The organism is Serratia sp. FS14 (genome assembly GCF_000695995.1).
In the GTDB taxonomy this organism is placed as follows: Bacteria; Pseudomonadota; Gammaproteobacteria; order Enterobacterales; family Enterobacteriaceae; genus Serratia; species Serratia nematodiphila.
This window is the reverse complement of the sequence record NZ_CP005927.1, coordinates 3940179-3954671: the sequence shown is the minus strand read 5'-3', so window position 1 is coordinate 3954671 and position 14493 is coordinate 3940179. Positions and strand designations below refer to the sequence as shown.

At 62.5% G+C, this 14493-nt stretch carries 14 protein-coding genes; 3 read left to right on the top strand and 11 right to left on the bottom strand.

All coding sequences use genetic code 11. The features are described from left to right. Positions 1-9 precede the first annotated feature (9 nt). The 6 genes from L085_RS17975 to L085_RS17950 are packed head-to-tail and all read right to left on the bottom strand — an operon-like array spanning position 10 to position 5853. Positions 10-855, bottom strand: coding sequence for a DMT family transporter (locus tag L085_RS17975; RefSeq protein WP_004931494.1), 846 nt, complete (start codon positions 853-855; stop codon positions 10-12). Beyond that, on the bottom strand, positions 852-2159 hold the full coding sequence (locus L085_RS17970; protein WP_044031376.1) for an opine metallophore biosynthesis dehydrogenase: 1308 nt from the start codon (positions 2157-2159) through the stop codon (positions 852-854). The genes L085_RS17975 and L085_RS17970 overlap by 4 nt, the downstream gene beginning before the upstream one ends. Continuing rightward, complete coding sequence (locus L085_RS17965; protein ID WP_044031375.1) at positions 2152-2949, bottom strand: nicotianamine synthase family protein; 798 nt, start codon at positions 2947-2949, stop codon at positions 2152-2154. The genes L085_RS17970 and L085_RS17965 overlap by 8 nt, the downstream gene beginning before the upstream one ends. After that, the gene (locus tag L085_RS17960) at positions 2937-3722 is read right to left on the bottom strand and encodes an ABC transporter ATP-binding protein (protein ID WP_044031374.1); all 786 of its coding nucleotides are present in this window, start codon (positions 3720-3722) and stop codon (positions 2937-2939) included. Before L085_RS17960 ends, L085_RS17965 begins: the two co-directional genes overlap by 13 nt. Continuing rightward, positions 3719-4759, bottom strand: coding sequence for an iron ABC transporter permease (locus L085_RS17955; RefSeq protein ID WP_049870684.1), 1041 nt, complete (start codon positions 4757-4759; stop codon positions 3719-3721). The genes L085_RS17960 and L085_RS17955 overlap by 4 nt, the downstream gene beginning before the upstream one ends. Before the next feature lie 2 nt (positions 4760-4761). Beyond that, on the bottom strand, positions 4762-5853 hold the full coding sequence (locus L085_RS17950) for an ABC transporter substrate-binding protein (protein WP_044031372.1): 1092 nt from the start codon (positions 5851-5853) through the stop codon (positions 4762-4764). 368 nt (positions 5854-6221) lie between these two features. Between L085_RS17950 and htpX the strand changes: the two genes are divergently transcribed. Together htpX and L085_RS17940 are read left to right on the top strand one after the other, a co-directional pair. Then, positions 6222-7106: a protease HtpX gene (gene htpX / locus L085_RS17945; protein ID WP_004931482.1), complete on the top strand. Its 885-nt coding sequence runs from the start codon at positions 6222-6224 to the stop codon at positions 7104-7106. Positions 7107-7390: 284 nt separating this feature from the next. Next, positions 7391-8098 (top strand): hypothetical protein, encoded by a 708-nt coding sequence (locus L085_RS17940; protein ID WP_044031371.1) that lies wholly within the window; start codon positions 7391-7393, stop codon positions 8096-8098. Between the two features lie 79 nt (positions 8099-8177). On the opposite strand, the gene L085_RS17935 is transcribed toward L085_RS17940, so the two are convergent. Next, positions 8178-9572, bottom strand: coding sequence for an MFS transporter (locus L085_RS17935; protein ID WP_015377676.1), 1395 nt, complete (start codon positions 9570-9572; stop codon positions 8178-8180). A 230-nt stretch (positions 9573-9802) separates the two neighbouring features. Here L085_RS17935 and kdgR point away from each other — a divergent pair, with 230 nt between their 5' ends. Next, positions 9803-10594 carry a DNA-binding transcriptional regulator KdgR gene (gene kdgR / locus L085_RS17930; protein WP_044031370.1) on the top strand — a complete coding sequence of 264 codons (792 nt, stop codon included), beginning with the start codon at positions 9803-9805 and terminating at the stop codon, positions 10592-10594. Between the two features lie 45 nt (positions 10595-10639). Here kdgR and L085_RS17925 read toward each other — a convergent pair whose 3' ends face one another. The 4 genes from L085_RS17925 to L085_RS17910 are packed head-to-tail and all read right to left on the bottom strand — an operon-like array spanning position 10640 to position 14454. After that, positions 10640-11443 (bottom strand): ABC transporter permease, encoded by an 804-nt coding sequence (locus L085_RS17925; RefSeq protein ID WP_044031369.1) that lies wholly within the window; start codon positions 11441-11443, stop codon positions 10640-10642. A gap of 2 nt (positions 11444-11445) precedes the next feature. Next, the gene (gene phnU / locus L085_RS17920) at positions 11446-12309 is read right to left on the bottom strand and encodes a 2-aminoethylphosphonate ABC transporter permease subunit (protein WP_021505496.1); all 864 of its coding nucleotides are present in this window, start codon (positions 12307-12309) and stop codon (positions 11446-11448) included. A 1-nt stretch (position 12310) separates the two neighbouring features. Next, entirely contained in the window at positions 12311-13435 is a 1125-nt protein-coding gene (gene phnT, locus L085_RS17915; protein ID WP_049870715.1) for a 2-aminoethylphosphonate ABC transport system ATP-binding subunit PhnT, read from the bottom strand. An 8-nt stretch (positions 13436-13443) separates the two neighbouring features. Then, positions 13444-14454: a 2-aminoethylphosphonate ABC transporter substrate-binding protein gene (locus L085_RS17910; protein ID WP_004931467.1), complete on the bottom strand. Its 1011-nt coding sequence runs from the start codon at positions 14452-14454 to the stop codon at positions 13444-13446. Positions 14455-14493 lie beyond the last annotated feature (39 nt).

The following is a 14493-nucleotide window of genomic DNA, read 5'->3' as shown; positions in this document are numbered from 1 at the left end:
AAGCCCGGCTTAAGCCGGTTTCTTGCGGTGACGCAGCCCGAGCTGAATGCAGGAAACCACCACCAGCAGGCAGCCGAACAGCGACAGCAGCAGCGGGATCTCATGCCAGAACAGCCAGCCCCAGGCGATGTTGAATACGATGCCGATATAGCGCACCACCGAGACCACGATCAGGTTATCGGAAGAGAAGGCCTGGGTTAAGACGACCTGCCCCAACAGCGACACCAGGGCGATGGCGAGCAGAATGGCGAACTGATAGGCGTTGGGCCAAACGAACGCGTTCCACATCAGCGGCAGCGAGATCAGCGTTGCGATGAACAGGAAGTAGAACACGATCTCGTAGTTGTGGTGGCGCTTGCTGAGTTTGTTGACCGACAGATAGGCGATCGAGGCGAACACCGCGCTCATCACGCCGACCAGCGACGCCAGGGTATAGGCCGAAAAGTGCCACGGCCGCACCAGCAGCACCGCGCCGATGATGACCATCGCCAGCCAAAACGCGGTATTGGCGTTGACCCGTTCACGCAGCACCAGCAAGGAGAGCAAAATGGAGAAAAACGGCGACAGATAGGCCAGCATGCTGGCGTCGGCCAGCGTCAGATGGGCGATGCTGTAAAAATAACAAATGAGATACAGCCCGCCCATGGTGCCGCGCAACACCAGCAGCGGCCGGTCTACGCGGCTGAAGGCGATGCGGTGGCGGTACATCAGCAGCAGAACCAGCAGACAGCCGATGCTGCTGCGAAAAAACACGATTTCACCGGTGGGAATAGCGTCGGAGATGGTTTTAACCAGCGCGTTCATGACGCTGAAAATCAACGAGGCAAAAATGGCCAGTAACGCACCCTGATTCATGCTTGCCTCCGCCATTGTCGGTAAATGATGTCCGCCTGCTCGTCGCAGGTATCGTCCAGCAACGAACGATGGCAATGCTCGGCGCCGTTCCGGGTGACGAAGCGCTGCAGCGCCTGCTGAAAGCGCGCCAACAGACGCTGGGCGGCGGGCATCTCGACGTCAAGCCGCTGCGCCAGCAAGACCAGGACGCGCAGTTTGCGCACGTCCTCTTGCGGCACGCGCGGCAGGCGCCAGCGCCCCTGGGCATCCTGGAAGACGCGGGCGACCCTGACGGCGGAAAAATCATAGTAGCGGCCCTGCGCGTCCGGCTCGGAATAGGGATCGACCAGCAGCGCGGTATAACGCGTAAACAGCGCATAGCATTGCTCCGTCGGCGCGAGCTGCGGGAATTGGTCAATCCAGCGGCGGCTCACCATGCGGGGCGGAACCGGGTAGTTGTCGTCATTCAAAAAGCGCAGCAGGTTAATGGCCTCGATGCCGAGCCGGTTGAGCAACTGCTGGTAATCCTGCGAGAGCGCCAGCATGTCGGCGATCGCCTCGGGACAGATGGGGCCCTCGGGGTGGGTTTTATACAGGTACTGGATCGGCGCCTGCGGCTGGAATATCGCCTGCAGCGTGGTTTCGGCCAGCGCCAGCGGAGGATGAACATAATTGGTGATGCTGAAGCGCTCGGCGGCGAGCAGGCTGTTGCAGCGTTGGGCGTCAATGCCGTGACGCGCCAGCAGCGAGCAAAGCCAGTCGAGTTCGGCGCAGTCTGACCTTGCGCCTGCGCCGGCCAGATAAATCCGCTGCTTGAACGCCTTGGTGTAGGCGCGGTAAGGCTGTTCGGCGTTCTGGTACTTGGTGTCGGCGTAGTAGCTCGACAGGCTGATGACCTCGACGTGGGATTGCCCGGCGTCCTGCAGCAGGCTTTGCGCCATCAGGCCGGAGCCGATGGAGGGAGAGAGCAGGATCAGTGAGCGCAGTTGGGGCAACGCCGCCCATGGCACCTGTCGCAGCACGTCATGGTATTGATCGGCGGGGACGGCAAGGATCAGTCGGTGCCAGTCGCCGCCGACCAGTGACAGATCATCGTAATAGCGATCAATCGTCACTTGCGCATCGTCTTGGGTGCGCTGCGCCTTACCGGCGCCCGTCAGCCACAGGCTGGGCGTGTGCGCCAGATGTTGCTCCAGGCGGCGCCCTTTTTCGCTGGGGCGGTTGTACAGGCCGATGCGCGCATTGGCCGCGGCCTTGATGTCCGCAGCCAGTTGGATCGCCGCCGGGCCGGCGCCGAGGATCAGGGTGGGAAAGGCATTATTCATGGCGGTGGGGCTCCAAAATCAACAGATCGTACAGCGGGGTGGCGAGCGGTTTACCGCTGACACGCCAGGGCGAGCCGGCGGCCTGGTGGTGGTAAGGGCAGTTGAAGATCGACTTGAGGCCGTTGCCATAGCGCACCAGCAATTTGCCGCACTGGGGCAGCAAAGGCCGCAGCGCCTTCAGCAAACCCTGCTTGTCCGCCACCAGAGAGGCGATGATGATGTGATCGATATCGTTGCGCGTCAGGCCGTTCAGCTTGTCGATGCAGGGCATCTGCTGCACCAGCCCCAGGTGGCGCGTGAGCCGGCGGGCAAAACGCTGGGCCGCCGGATCGCAATCGTAGCAAATGACGGTGGCGGAGAGCCTGGCGACCAGCGCCAGCGCCGTGGTGGGTAATGCGCCGCTGCCCACCAGCAGCACCCGTTCGCCGGGTTTAATGTCGGCGGCCGCGATCTCCAGCTGCAGCGCGCGGTCGAAACTGTTCAGGTAGGCGTTGGTTTGCGCCGGTTCCCGGCACAGCGCCGAGACGCGATGTTTCTCGTAGTCGCACAACGCGGCGTTGGCTGTCGCCCGCAGTTGGGCGATCTGCGCCGTGATCAAACGGTCGTTTTCCAGCTTTTGACGATAGGCCTGCAGCTGCGGTTCGTCGTTAAAGGCCTGCAGGCGGCTGAAACGACGTTCCAGCAGGGAAAAATGGCGCCGATCTTGCCGGGCGGAACGGTGAAGCTGGTGAATTTCCTGTTGCAAGCCGGCGAGTTGCGCCAGCATGTCCGCCTTGGTCAGAGTGTACATGGGGATTCTCCGTGTGCGTGTAACAGCTGTGTCGGCAGCAGATAGGGGTAGCCCTGCGGGCTGACGCCGTTTTCGATGCCGATGCCAAATACGCGAGACACCATCGGATGTCCCATCATCTGATGGGTATCGCCGTGGCAAATGACGCGTCCGTGCGCGAGCAGCGTGAGTGAGTGGCAATAGCGCAGCGCCAGCCCCAGATCGTGGATCACCAGCAGCGTGATGCAGCGATGACGCCGGCCGTAGTCGGCGATCTGATTGAGCACGCGCAGCTGGTGGTGGATATCCAGCGCGCTGGTGGGCTCGTCGAGCAAAATGAGCTGCGGCTGAGAGACGAAGGCCTGAGCCAGCATCACCAACTGTCGCTGGCCGCCGCTGAGACGGTTGAAGGGGCGATCGGCGAGCGCGGAAATGCCGCATTCCGCCAGCGCCTGTTCGACCGCATCGGCCTGGGCGGCGCTGACGCGCCAGCTCAACTGCCGTACCTTGCCCAGCAGCACCATGTCAAAAGCGGTCAATGCCGAATCGCAGCGATTAAGCTGCGGCACATAGGCGATACGGCTGGTTTTCGGATCGAGAGGGCGTTCGCGGTAAGCGATCTCGCCGCTGCACGGCACCATGCGGTTAATCGCTTTGAGCAGCGTCGATTTGCCGGCGCCGTTGGGGCCGATGATGCCGCCGAGCTGCGCCTCCGGCCAGCTCAATGAAACGTCTGTCAACAGCGAGCGGCGATGCAGCGAGACGCCGACGCGGGTGAGGGTCAGTTGAGTCATGGGCGTTTAACCTGTCGAGTGACGAAGTAAAACAGCACCGGCACGCCGATCAGGGCGATAACGATGCCGATGGGCACCACGCCGTTCGGCATCACCAGCTTGGCGACGATCGAGGCGCACAGCAGCAGCAGGCTGCCGCAGAGGGCGGAAATGCAGATCAGGTAGCGCTGATCCTCACCCACCAGAAAGCGGGCGAAATGCGGGGCGATCAGCCCGACGAACCCGATGGTGCCGACAAACGAGACCGAGGCGGCCGTCAGCAAGGTCGCCAGCAGAAAGGCCAGCTTGCGCAAGGCGCTGACATTGATGCCCAGCCCCTGGGCCTGCTCTTCGCCGGCGGACAGCACCGTCAGCCGCCAGGCGAGCCGCAGACTGACGAACAGCGCGCACAGCAACACGACGCCGGTGATCGCCACGCCGTGCATATTGGCTTTGAGCAGGCTGCCAAACAGCCAAAAGACAATTTGCTGCATGGCTTCCGGCGAGGCCAGAAACAGCAGCAGCGATTGCAGCGACTGAAAGAAAAACAGCACCACGATGCCGCTCAACACCAATATTTGCGGCGTCATGCCGCGGCGTTGTCCCAGCAGATAGATAGGCACGCAGGCGAGCAACGCCATCAGCGAAGCCAGCAGCGGCGTGCCCAGCGCCAACGCGCCGCCCAGGCTGAAGCCGGTGAGGATCGCCAGCGCCGCGCCGAACCCCGCCGCGGCAGAGATCCCCAGCGTATAGGGGCTGGCGAGGGGATTGGCCAGCACGGTCTGCATCAGCAGGCCCGCCAGCGCCAGGCTGGCGCCGACCACCAGGGCGGTGAGCGTCATCGGCAAGCGAATCGACCAGAAAACCACCTGATGCAGCTCGTTGCCAGGCGCAGAGCCAGGCCAAAGCATCCGCACGATATCCGTGAGGCCAAGTTGCGCGGCGCCGACGGTGAGGTCGATGGCGGTCGCCGCCAGCAGCGCGCCGAGCAGCGCCAGCGTCAATAGCCCGCGGCGCAGCCTGCGCCGTCGCAAAAACGCACGTCCTGTGTGGGTCACGGTTATTCTCCTTGCCAGCGTTGCAAGAAGACGCCGTCCGCCTCTATCGGCAAATATTGATGGTAGAACTGCGCCAGATTGCGCGCGGGATCAACATCGGCAAACGCGGCGGGATAGAGCGCTTTCGCCAGATACTGGACAAAGATAAAATCGTATATCGTGCGCGCGCCGCCATGGTAAAGCGCATAAAGACGCTGATTTTTTACCGCCGGCAGCTGCGGCCATCCCGCCCGCCGGGCGTATTGCGTCAGGCGCGCCTGTAGGGGGGCTGCCTGCGTGCCGTAGCCCATTGGCACGGCGTTCGGCATGTTTTCCCAGTCGCCACCGGCGAGAAAAATCACCTCGGGCCGTTGGGTCAGGACATAGTCGGCGCGCAAGGGGGAAGGGCTGCCGACGACGCCGGCGGCGATATTGTCGGCGCCGGCCAGCTGCAGCAGCGGCCCCCAGATCGAGGCGCCATAGCTGCTGCCGTACTCGCCGGGGCCCTTGTCCCCCAGCTCAATGTAGGTGACCGGCGGCGGCAGCTGCGCCTGGCGGATGCGCCGCCGGGTATCCTCGAGGCTTTGGCGATATTCTTCGGCCAGCCGTTCCGCTCGCTCGGCGTGGCCCATCGCCTGGCCCATCAACCGGATGCTGGCGAGCTTGACTTCAACGCCCTGATTGAAGTCGACGACGATGTAAGGAATGTTGAGCTGTTGCAGCACCGGCAGGAAGTTGGCGAAGCCGTCGAGCTGCCACTTCGCCAGGATCAGTAGGTCTGGTCGCGTGGTCAGCAGGCGTTCAAAATCGAAGCTCTGGTTATAGAGCGAACCGACATCGACCAGCTGAGCGAGCCGTGGCAGCGCCGCCTGATAGCGCGCCCATTGGCTGGCGCGCAACGCCCAGTCGCTTTTGGAGAAGGCGACGACCTGTTGATAACTCTCCGGGCCGTTCACCGCCAGAAAATCTTCGTAGTAAAAGCCGATATAGGCGCGCTGTGCGGGGGCGGCCAGGGTAACCTGGCGTCCTTCAACGTCGGTGAGGTGAATTTCCGCGTGCGCGACCTGGCAGCAAAGCAGCCACGTCGCCAGCATCCAGACGATACGCGATAACATGATTGACATCCCTTTACGATTAATTGTGATGTTATAATGTAACAATTAATCGCGAGATTCAAACTTTCGTCGCCGCTGAATCAGGCGGGGCATGATGAAGCGCGCCGAGCGAATATTGGCCTATAAAGCGTGAGGATAACGTTTCTCGTTGTCATGGCGTGCGGGCAAAGAATTTTTTGTGAGAAATCCCTCCGCCTTGCGCAACAATCGTTTACAATTTGCCAAATCCCGGTCGCGCGCCGTTTTTGTAAAGTTTCGTATTTTTAGTAGGTTAATGACGCGCGACTCTTGAAACTGTGACGAATGCCCATACGATCCAGGGTATCTGGACAGTGTTTTGTTAACATTTATGAGGAAGTAAACATTTTATGATGCGTATAGCTCTGTTCCTGCTCACCAACCTGGCGGTGATGTTGGTTTTCGGGCTGGTGCTCAGCCTGACAGGAATCCAATCCAGTAGCGTTCAGGGCCTGATGATCATGGCCGGTCTGTTCGGCTTCGGCGGCGCTTTCGTGTCGTTGCTGATGTCCAAGTGGATGGCGCTGCGCTCCGTCGGCGGGGAAGTGATTGAACAACCGCGTAACGAAACCGAAAACTGGCTGCTGGAAACGGTGCGCCGTCAGTCGCAGCAGGCGGGCATCGCCATGCCGCAGGTCGCTATCTACCACGCGCCGGACATCAACGCCTTCGCCACCGGCGCACGCCGCGACGCCTCGCTGGTCGCCGTCAGCACCGGCCTGCTGCAGAGCATGAGCCGTGACGAAGCGGAAGCGGTCATCGCGCACGAAATCAGCCACGTCGCCAATGGCGATATGGTGACCATGACCCTGATTCAGGGCATCGTGAACACCTTCGTGATCTTCATTTCGCGCCTCATTGCGCAGGTCGCTGCCGGTTTCCTCGGCAACCGCGACGGTGATGGCGAAGGGGAAGGCAACGGCAACCCGATGATTTACTTCGCCGTGTCGATGGTGCTGGAACTGGTGTTCGGCATCCTGGCGAGCATCATCACCATGTGGTTCTCGCGTCACCGCGAGTTCTATGCCGACGCCGGCTCCGCCAAACTGGTGGGCCGCGAGAAGATGATCGCCGCCTTGCAGCGTCTGAAAACCAGCTATGAACCGCAGGAAGCGGGCAGCATGATGGCGTTCTGCATCAACGGTAAATCCAAGTCGTTCAGCGAGCTGTTCATGTCGCACCCGCCGCTCGACAAGCGTATCGAAGCGCTGCGTACCGGCCAGTACCTGAAGTAATCGGCTGAATGAAATGAAAAACCCCGGCTTGCCGGGGTTTTTTTATGGCATGCCTGAACCGCTTTTTCAGCGTCGGCGGGGGTTAACGCGGTGCAAGAGCCCCCCGAAGTCCATAAAGCCCGCCTTCGAATAACGTCTGTCGGCCTCTCTGTGCGTTTACCGCCGCGGAGCGAGACGACCATGAAAGAGGGTAAGCCGCATCCTGGCTGAGTGACGACCGGCTGTTTGGCTTTGGAAGCGCATGTTATATGCTTTGGCGCAATGACATTTGTCCCTGAGGCCCTATGAAAATCAACCACCTTCCCTTGCTCAACGGTGATGAGCTACCGGCGCGCCTGGCGGAATTGACAGGCGGTATCGCCGATGCGGTTGCGGAACTGTTCAACCGGCATGATGACGATGCTGAACGGCCAGCGATTCGCTGGCATTCAGGCGATCTTCACCTCCCGGCATTTTTCCCCGACGAGCACGACAGCCACGATTACGATTACCTGATCGTGGACGGCGATATGATCGTGGAAGGGTGCCTGGCGGTATCGCCGCAGTGCGAGGACGGCGGCATTGTTGTGCTGGGGCGGCTGCAGGCGGATACGCTGATTTGCTGGGGCGGACTGGTCGTGCGTGATGATGTCCGCATACGCCATGCCTATTGCAGCTCAGGAAACGACGGTGCGTTCGTGGTGGGGGGAGATCTGACCGCGCTCACCCTGGTAGAGACGGGGGAGTTTATCCATGTCCATGGCGATCTCGATGCGCGGTGTCTCGCTTCGTTGCAGAACTTCGTTCAGGTTGACGGAAACACGCGCTGCGATTGCCGCATCGACAGCGCTCAGGCCGAAGATCTGATCAAGCGCATGTTCGCCCCTGGCTTACTGAAGGGCTTCGAGGGGGTGGATAACGACGGCCAACGCATTGTTGGCTGGTATCCGGATGACGACGCCTATTTAGCGTGTCTACGACAGGGCCGCAGCCCTTTGAGGAGCGGCGACTGACGCCAGGCCTGCATCGCACTCGACGTGGCCCGGCTCAGGCAGGCCACATCGGATTGGGGCCCGGCTCTTTCTATGCCCTCTATTTCACCTCGCGGCTGGGCTGCGCCGTTTGCGTCGTCGGTTGAGTGATGCGCAGGCTGCTGACCGCCGCCGCCAGGGTGGCGAACACCCCAGCCAGGATCAGTGAAGCGTGGGTGCCGGAGGCCGGGAACAGGTTGAACATCAGCGCCACCAGCGCGGCTCCCGAGGTTTGCCCCAGCAGGCGAGCGGTGCCCAGCATGCCGCTGGCGCCGCCGCTGCGGTTGCGCGGTGCGGCGGAGATGATGGTGTGGTTGTTGGGCGACTGGAACAGACCGAAACCGGCGCCGCACAGCACCATGCGCCAGATGATGTCCATATTCGACGGCGCCGCGGGCAGCAGCGCCAGCGAGAACAGCCCGAGCGCGAACACCGCCAGGCCAATGCAGCCCAGCAGGCCGGCGTGCACGCGCTCCACCAGCCGGCCGGCGATCGGCGCCATCACCACGATCGCCAGCGGCCACGGCGTCAGCAGCAGCCCGGTCGCCACTTCGTCGCGGCCCAACGCGCTTTGCAGGAAGAACGGCAGCGACACCATCGCCAGCATTTGCGCGGCGAACGAGCAGATTGAGGTGCCCATCGACAGGGCGAAGATCGGGATGCGCAGCAGATCGACCGGCAGCAACGGAAATTCCTGGCGCAGCTGGCGGCGCACGAACACCGCGCCAATCGCCAGCAGCGCGGCAATCTCGCTGAAGATCAGCGTCAGGCTCTGGCCCTGGGCGAAGCCGCTGATGGCGGTGATCAGCAGGCCGAAGGTCAGCGCGTTCAGCACGGCGCTGGTGGGATCGAAACGGCGGTTATCGCTTTTTTGGCCGTTGGCCGGCAGGAACTTCATCCCCAGCAGCAGCGCGACGATGCCGATCGGCAGGTTGATGGCGAACAGCCACTGCCAGGACGCGACCGACAGGATAGCGGCCGCCACCGTCGGCCCGGCCGCCGAGGAGCAGGCGACGATCAGCGAGTTGATGCCCATGCCGCGGCCGAGAAAACGCTGCGGGTAGATGATGCGGATCAGCGCGGTGTTGACGCTCATAATGGCGGCGGCGCCAAAGCCTTGCAATACGCGGGCGATGGTCAGCGTGAGCAGCGAGTCGGACAGGGCGCAAAACAGCGAGGTGATGCTGAACACCAGCAACCCGGCCTGATAGATGCGGCGATAGCCGACCAGATCGCCGAGCGAGGCCAGCGACAGCAGAGAGACGGTGATCGCCAACTGATAGGCGTTGACCACCCAAATGGAGCTGGCCGGGCTGGCGTTAAGATCGCGCGCGATGGTGGGCAGCGCCACGTTGGCTATCGCGCCGTCGAGCACCGATACGGTAATGCCGAGGGCGATGGCGAGGATCGCCCCATAGCGTTGCGGGACGGGGAGGCCGTCGGAACAAGGACGCATGTTGGTCTCAGCGGTATTTATTCAGGGGAGTATTATCATGCTAATCATATTCGCCCGTGATTGCATGCCCGTTGCCCGCTTAATTGTAAATAGCGGTGAGCAGGCCGGGGTTATCCATTTGGCTTCAATCGCTTAGCGTTCAGCCGCGTTGCGCGCCGCGATCTGTTCCGATTATACTGAAACCCTTGTTTAAATTTCCTGAAACAAAACCGTTAAGTAGGGCATTCACCATGGCTAACGCAGATTCAGACAAGCAACCGGATGCCGTCTCATCCGTGATGAAGGTGTTCGGCATTTTGCAGGCGCTTGGCGATGAGCGCGAGATTGGCATTACCGAACTTTCCCAGCGAGTGATGATGTCCAAAAGCACCGTCTACCGTTTTCTGCAAACCATGAAAGCGTTGGGCTACGTCTCGCAGGAAGGCGAGACGGAAAAGTATGCGCTGACGCTCAAGCTGTTCGAACTGGGCGCCAAATCGTTGCAGAACGTCGATCTGATCCGCAGCGCCGACGTGCAGATGCGTGAACTGTCGAACCGCACCCGCGAAACCATCCACCTCGGCGCTCTGGATGAGGACGGCATTGTCTATATCCACAAGATCGACGCGATGTACAACCTGCGCATGTATTCGCGCATCGGTCGCCGCAACCCGCTGCACAGCACCGCCATCGGTAAAGTGCTGCTGGCCTGGCGCGATCGGGAGGAGGTGGCGCAGATCCTGTCGCAGATTGAATTTACCCGCAGCACCGAGCATACCCTGACCAGCGCCGCCGAACTGTTGCCGGTGCTGGAGCGGGTGCGTGAGCAGGGATTCGGCGAAGATGTCGAAGAGCAGGAGGCGGGGATCCGCTGCATCGCGGTGCCGGTCTTTGACAGGTTCGGGGTGGCGATCGCCGGGCTGAGCATCTCTTTCCCGACGCTGCGCTTTTCCGACGCGGCGCGGGAGGAGTACGTGGCGTTGCTGCACGTCGCCGCCCGACGCATTTCCGAACAGCAGGGCTATCACGACTACCCGTTCTGACCGTGGTATCGATGAGCGAGGCGCTGCCATGGCAGCGCCTTGTTGTTATTTCGCGCCGGGCGTCAGCCGCTGAGAAATCCGCTCCAGCACCAACATCAGCAACAGCGTGGCCGCCACCAGGATCATGGTCAGCGTCGCGCCGTTGGCGATGCTGCCGCGATCGGTCAGGCTGAAGATCGTGACCGGCAGCGTCGCCCAGCTCGGTGGGTAGATCATCATGGTCGCGCCCAGCTCCCCCATCGACAGCGACAGGCTGAGTGCGAAGGCGGAGATCATGTAGGGGGCGATCATCGGCAGGGTGACGTGACGCAGGCGGAACAGCGGCGAAGCGCCCAGGCTGGCGGCGACGTTCTCGTAGTCGCCAGGTAGCCGGGTCAGCCCGGCCATCACGTTGCCGAAGGTAAAGGCGGAAATCAGCACGAAGTGGGCGGCGGGCACGATCAGGAAGGTGCCGTTCATCTGCAGCGGCCCCTGGCTGAACGCCACCAGCATCCCCAAACCGATAGAGACCGAAGGCACCGCGCTGGGAATGAAAAACAGCGTGCCCAGCAGCCGCTGGCCGCGCCCCTGATGGTGGCGCAGCGCCAGCGCCGCCCAGGTGCCGCACAGCAGCGCGAACAGGCTGGCGCTGAAACCGATAGCCAGACTGGCGACCAGTGCGTCCCAGGAGGCGCCGCTGAACGCCTGGCGGAAGTGGTTGAGGGTGAAGCCGCTCGGCAGCACGCCGTTCCACTGTTCACTGAGGCTGGACATCAGGATCACCGCCAGCGGCAGGCAGAAGAACAGGGCGAACAGCGTGACCGCCAGCGTGCAGGTCAGGGTGCGGCTGGTGCGAGACCAAATCAACATCGTCAGTTCCTCAGCCCGGCGCGCGCCGCGGCGTAGCGGTAAAGGGAGAACAGCCCGAGCGACAGCGCGATATTCACCACGGCGATGGTGCAGGCGACGGCGTAATCCGCCTCCAGAATCGCTTTGGCGTAGACCATCATCGGCAGCGTGGTGACGCCCTTGGCGCCGATAAACAGCACGATGCCGAACTCATTGGTGGTCAACAGCAGGCACAGGCTGCCGCCGGCCAGCAAGGCCGGCAGCGCGGCCGGTAAAATCACCTGGCGCACCACGCGCCCCGGTCGGGCGCCGAGGATGCTGGCGGCCTCGAGCTGGCTGCGGTCGATCTGCGCCAGCGCCGCCATCAGCGGGCGCATCACCAGCGGCGTAAACACGGTGATTTCCGCCAGGATCACCCCCCAGATGGAGTAAAGAAAGTCCACCGGCGGCAGGGTGAAACCAAAGGTCGCCATCAGCGTGCCGTTCAGCAGGCCGGCGGAGCCGTAGATAAAGGTGAAGGCCAGCGTGATGAGGAAGGTCGGCATGGCGATAAAGGTATCGATCACCCGGGCGATCAGTCGGCTGCCGGGGAACGGCGTGAATACCAGCAGCAGCGACAGCAGGGTGCCGAGCACCAGGCAGCCCAGCGTCGCCAGCAGCGCAATCTGCAGCGTGTTGAGCAGAGCGCCGACAAAGCGGCGGGATTCGAACACCTGTTGCAGCGCGGCGGCGCTGAATAGCCCCTGATCGTCGGTAAACGCCTGTTTGACGATCAGCGCCAACGGGTAGAAAAACAGCGTCGCCAGCACCAGCAGCGGCAACAGGATCCACAGGCGGCGCGGCAAACGCAGCCGCAGGGCCGGGCGAATAAGCGTAGAGTCGGTCATGTCAGTCCTCGATCAGTACCGCATCGTCGGGGGCGAAGTAGAGCGGCACGCGCTCGCCGATCTGTGGCATCCGGCTGCGATGAGTGGTGACCACGCGCAGCGGATGGCCTTCCGCGTCGAACTGCAGGTGCGTCAACTCTCCCTGCCAATGAATATCATGCAGCGTGCCGATGATGCAGTTGCTGCGCTGGGCATCGGCATCGAGCGCAATGTGCTGTGGCCTGATGCACAGCAGCTTGTCGAAGCCGCGTTGTGCGCCGTAAGTGAAACAGCCGATCACTTTGCCGGCGCAGCTGACGGTGGTCATGCCTTGCTGCGCGGTAGTTTCCAGGGCGGTAGCCGGCAGCAGGTTGGCGCGGCCGAGGAACTCGGCGGCGAAGCGGTTCGTCGGATGGTGGTACAGCGCGCGGGTTTCGCCGTGGGCGATGAGATGGCCGTCGCGCATGATGCCGATCTTGTCCGCCAGCGTCAGCGCTTCACCCTGATCGTGGGTGACGTACAGGATGGTCAGATCCGGCAGCTCGCGGTGCAGGCGGGCGATCTCTTCCACCATGCTGTGGCGGATTTGCGCGTCCAGCGCCGACAGCGGCTCATCCAGCAGCAATACTTTGGGGCGCACCGCGATGGCGCGAGCGATCGCCACCCGCTGTTGCTGGCCGCCGGAAAGCTGGTTGGGATAGCGCTTGGCGTAGGCGGACATGCCGACGATGGCCAACGCCTCTTCGACGCGTTCGGCGGTCAGGCCGCTCGGCTTGCCCTGCGCGCGCAGGCCGAACGCCACATTGTCCTCGACGCGCATATGCGGAAACAGCGCGTAGTTCTGTACCACCATGCCCAGGCCGCGCTCATAGGGCGGCACGTCGGTGACATCGACGTCACCGATGGCAATACGCCCGGCGGAGGGCTGCACGAAGCCGGCGATCGCTCGCAGCACGGTGGTTTTACCCGAGCCGGAGGGGCCGATCAGCGCCAGCACTTCGCCGGGGGCGATGGTGAGCGTCAGGGGTTTCAGCACCTCGGTGCCGCGATACGACACGCTGACGCGGTCGAGCTGAATGCCCGACGGCCCGGCGATGTCGAGGCTGCTATCCCGCGCCTCGGCGCGGGAAGTGAGGGTAGAAGGCATGGTCAGCGTCATTCTGTCACCTTGTGCCAGCGGGAGATATCGGCGGACAGGCTGCTCACCACCTGGTTCCAGTCCGGCGCCCAGATCTCTACACCCTGCAGCGCGGCCTGCGACTGCCTGAAGTTATCGTCGGTCGGGGTGACATCCTTACGCACCGGCATGCCGTAGGAAATGGCGCTGACGCTGCTCTGGGCTTCTTTGCTCAGCAGGAAATCGATCAGTTTTTTGCCGTTGGCGCTTTGCGGCGCGCCTTGCACCAGGCCGATGTAGTAAGGCAGCACCAGCGTGCTGCGTTTGCCGTCCGGCCCGGCCGGCCAGAACACCTTCACGTTCGGGTTGCTGCGCATCTGCGCCAGGTTCATCTGCAGATCGCCGTTGGCCACCAGCAGCTCCCCCTTATTGACCAGCGCGGTCAGCTTGCCGGTGGAGGCCGAAGGGCCGACGTTGTTGCTTTGCAGCTTGCCGAGGTAGTCGAAACCGGCATCTTTGCTGCCGAAGCTGTGAAACGCCTGCAGCATCACTGCGGTGCCGTCACCCGCCTGGCCCGGCGTGGAGTACTGCAGCTTATTGCGGAACTGCGCGTCCAGCAGCTGTTGATAGCTGGCAGGCGCCTGCGGCAGCAGTTTGGCGTTATAGATGAAGCTCAGGTAGTTGTTCACCAGTGGCACGAACTGCGGCTGGGCGTCGGCGATCTGCGCCGCATCCTGCGGGGTGAAATCCTGCAGCAGTTTTTCCGCGGCGGCGCGCTGGATGAACGGCGGCAGCGTCACCAGCACGTCGGCCTGCGGGTTGCTGCGCTCCTTCGACAGGCGCTCCACGATGGCGCCGGAGCCGCCTTCGACGTACTGAACTTTGACGCCGGTCGCCTGGGTGAAGGCGTCGAACTGGGTTTGATACCAGCTGTGATCGCCGTCGTGCAGACCATCGGCGGAGTAGACGGTCACCACCGCATCGGCGGCCCAGGCCGGCGCGGCGCCGAGTGCGATGGCGGTCATCACGACCAGACGAGAAAATTTCATAGCTTCAGCCTCACTGTTGCGGGTTAATGCGAAACTGGT

Bases quoted from the DNA above. Each gene is read 5' to 3' on its own strand.
- L085_RS17975 (WP_004931494.1), bottom strand. From the start codon at position 855: ATGAATCAGGGTGCGTTACTGGCCATTTTTGCCTCGTTGATTTTCAGC.
- L085_RS17970 (WP_044031376.1), bottom strand. From the start codon at position 2,159: ATGAATAATGCCTTTCCCACCCTGATCCTCGGCGCCGGCCCGGCGGCG.
- L085_RS17965 (WP_044031375.1), bottom strand. From the start codon at position 2,949: ATGTACACTCTGACCAAGGCGGACATGCTGGCGCAACTCGCCGGCTTG.
- L085_RS17960 (WP_044031374.1), bottom strand. From the start codon at position 3,722: ATGACTCAACTGACCCTCACCCGCGTCGGCGTCTCGCTGCATCGCCGC.
- L085_RS17950 (WP_044031372.1), bottom strand. From the start codon at position 5,853: ATGTTATCGCGTATCGTCTGGATGCTGGCGACGTGGCTGCTTTGCTGC.
- htpX (WP_004931482.1), top strand. From the start codon at position 6,222: ATGATGCGTATAGCTCTGTTCCTGCTCACCAACCTGGCGGTGATGTTG.
- L085_RS17940 (WP_044031371.1), top strand. From the start codon at position 7,391: ATGAAAATCAACCACCTTCCCTTGCTCAACGGTGATGAGCTACCGGCG.
- L085_RS17935 (WP_015377676.1), bottom strand. From the start codon at position 9,572: ATGCGTCCTTGTTCCGACGGCCTCCCCGTCCCGCAACGCTATGGGGCG.
- kdgR (WP_044031370.1), top strand. From the start codon at position 9,803: ATGGCTAACGCAGATTCAGACAAGCAACCGGATGCCGTCTCATCCGTG.
- L085_RS17925 (WP_044031369.1), bottom strand. From the start codon at position 11,443: ATGTTGATTTGGTCTCGCACCAGCCGCACCCTGACCTGCACGCTGGCG.
- phnU (WP_021505496.1), bottom strand. From the start codon at position 12,309: ATGACCGACTCTACGCTTATTCGCCCGGCCCTGCGGCTGCGTTTGCCG.
- phnT (WP_049870715.1), bottom strand. From the start codon at position 13,435: ATGCCTTCTACCCTCACTTCCCGCGCCGAGGCGCGGGATAGCAGCCTC.
- L085_RS17910 (WP_004931467.1), bottom strand. From the start codon at position 14,454: ATGAAATTTTCTCGTCTGGTCGTGATGACCGCCATCGCACTCGGCGCC.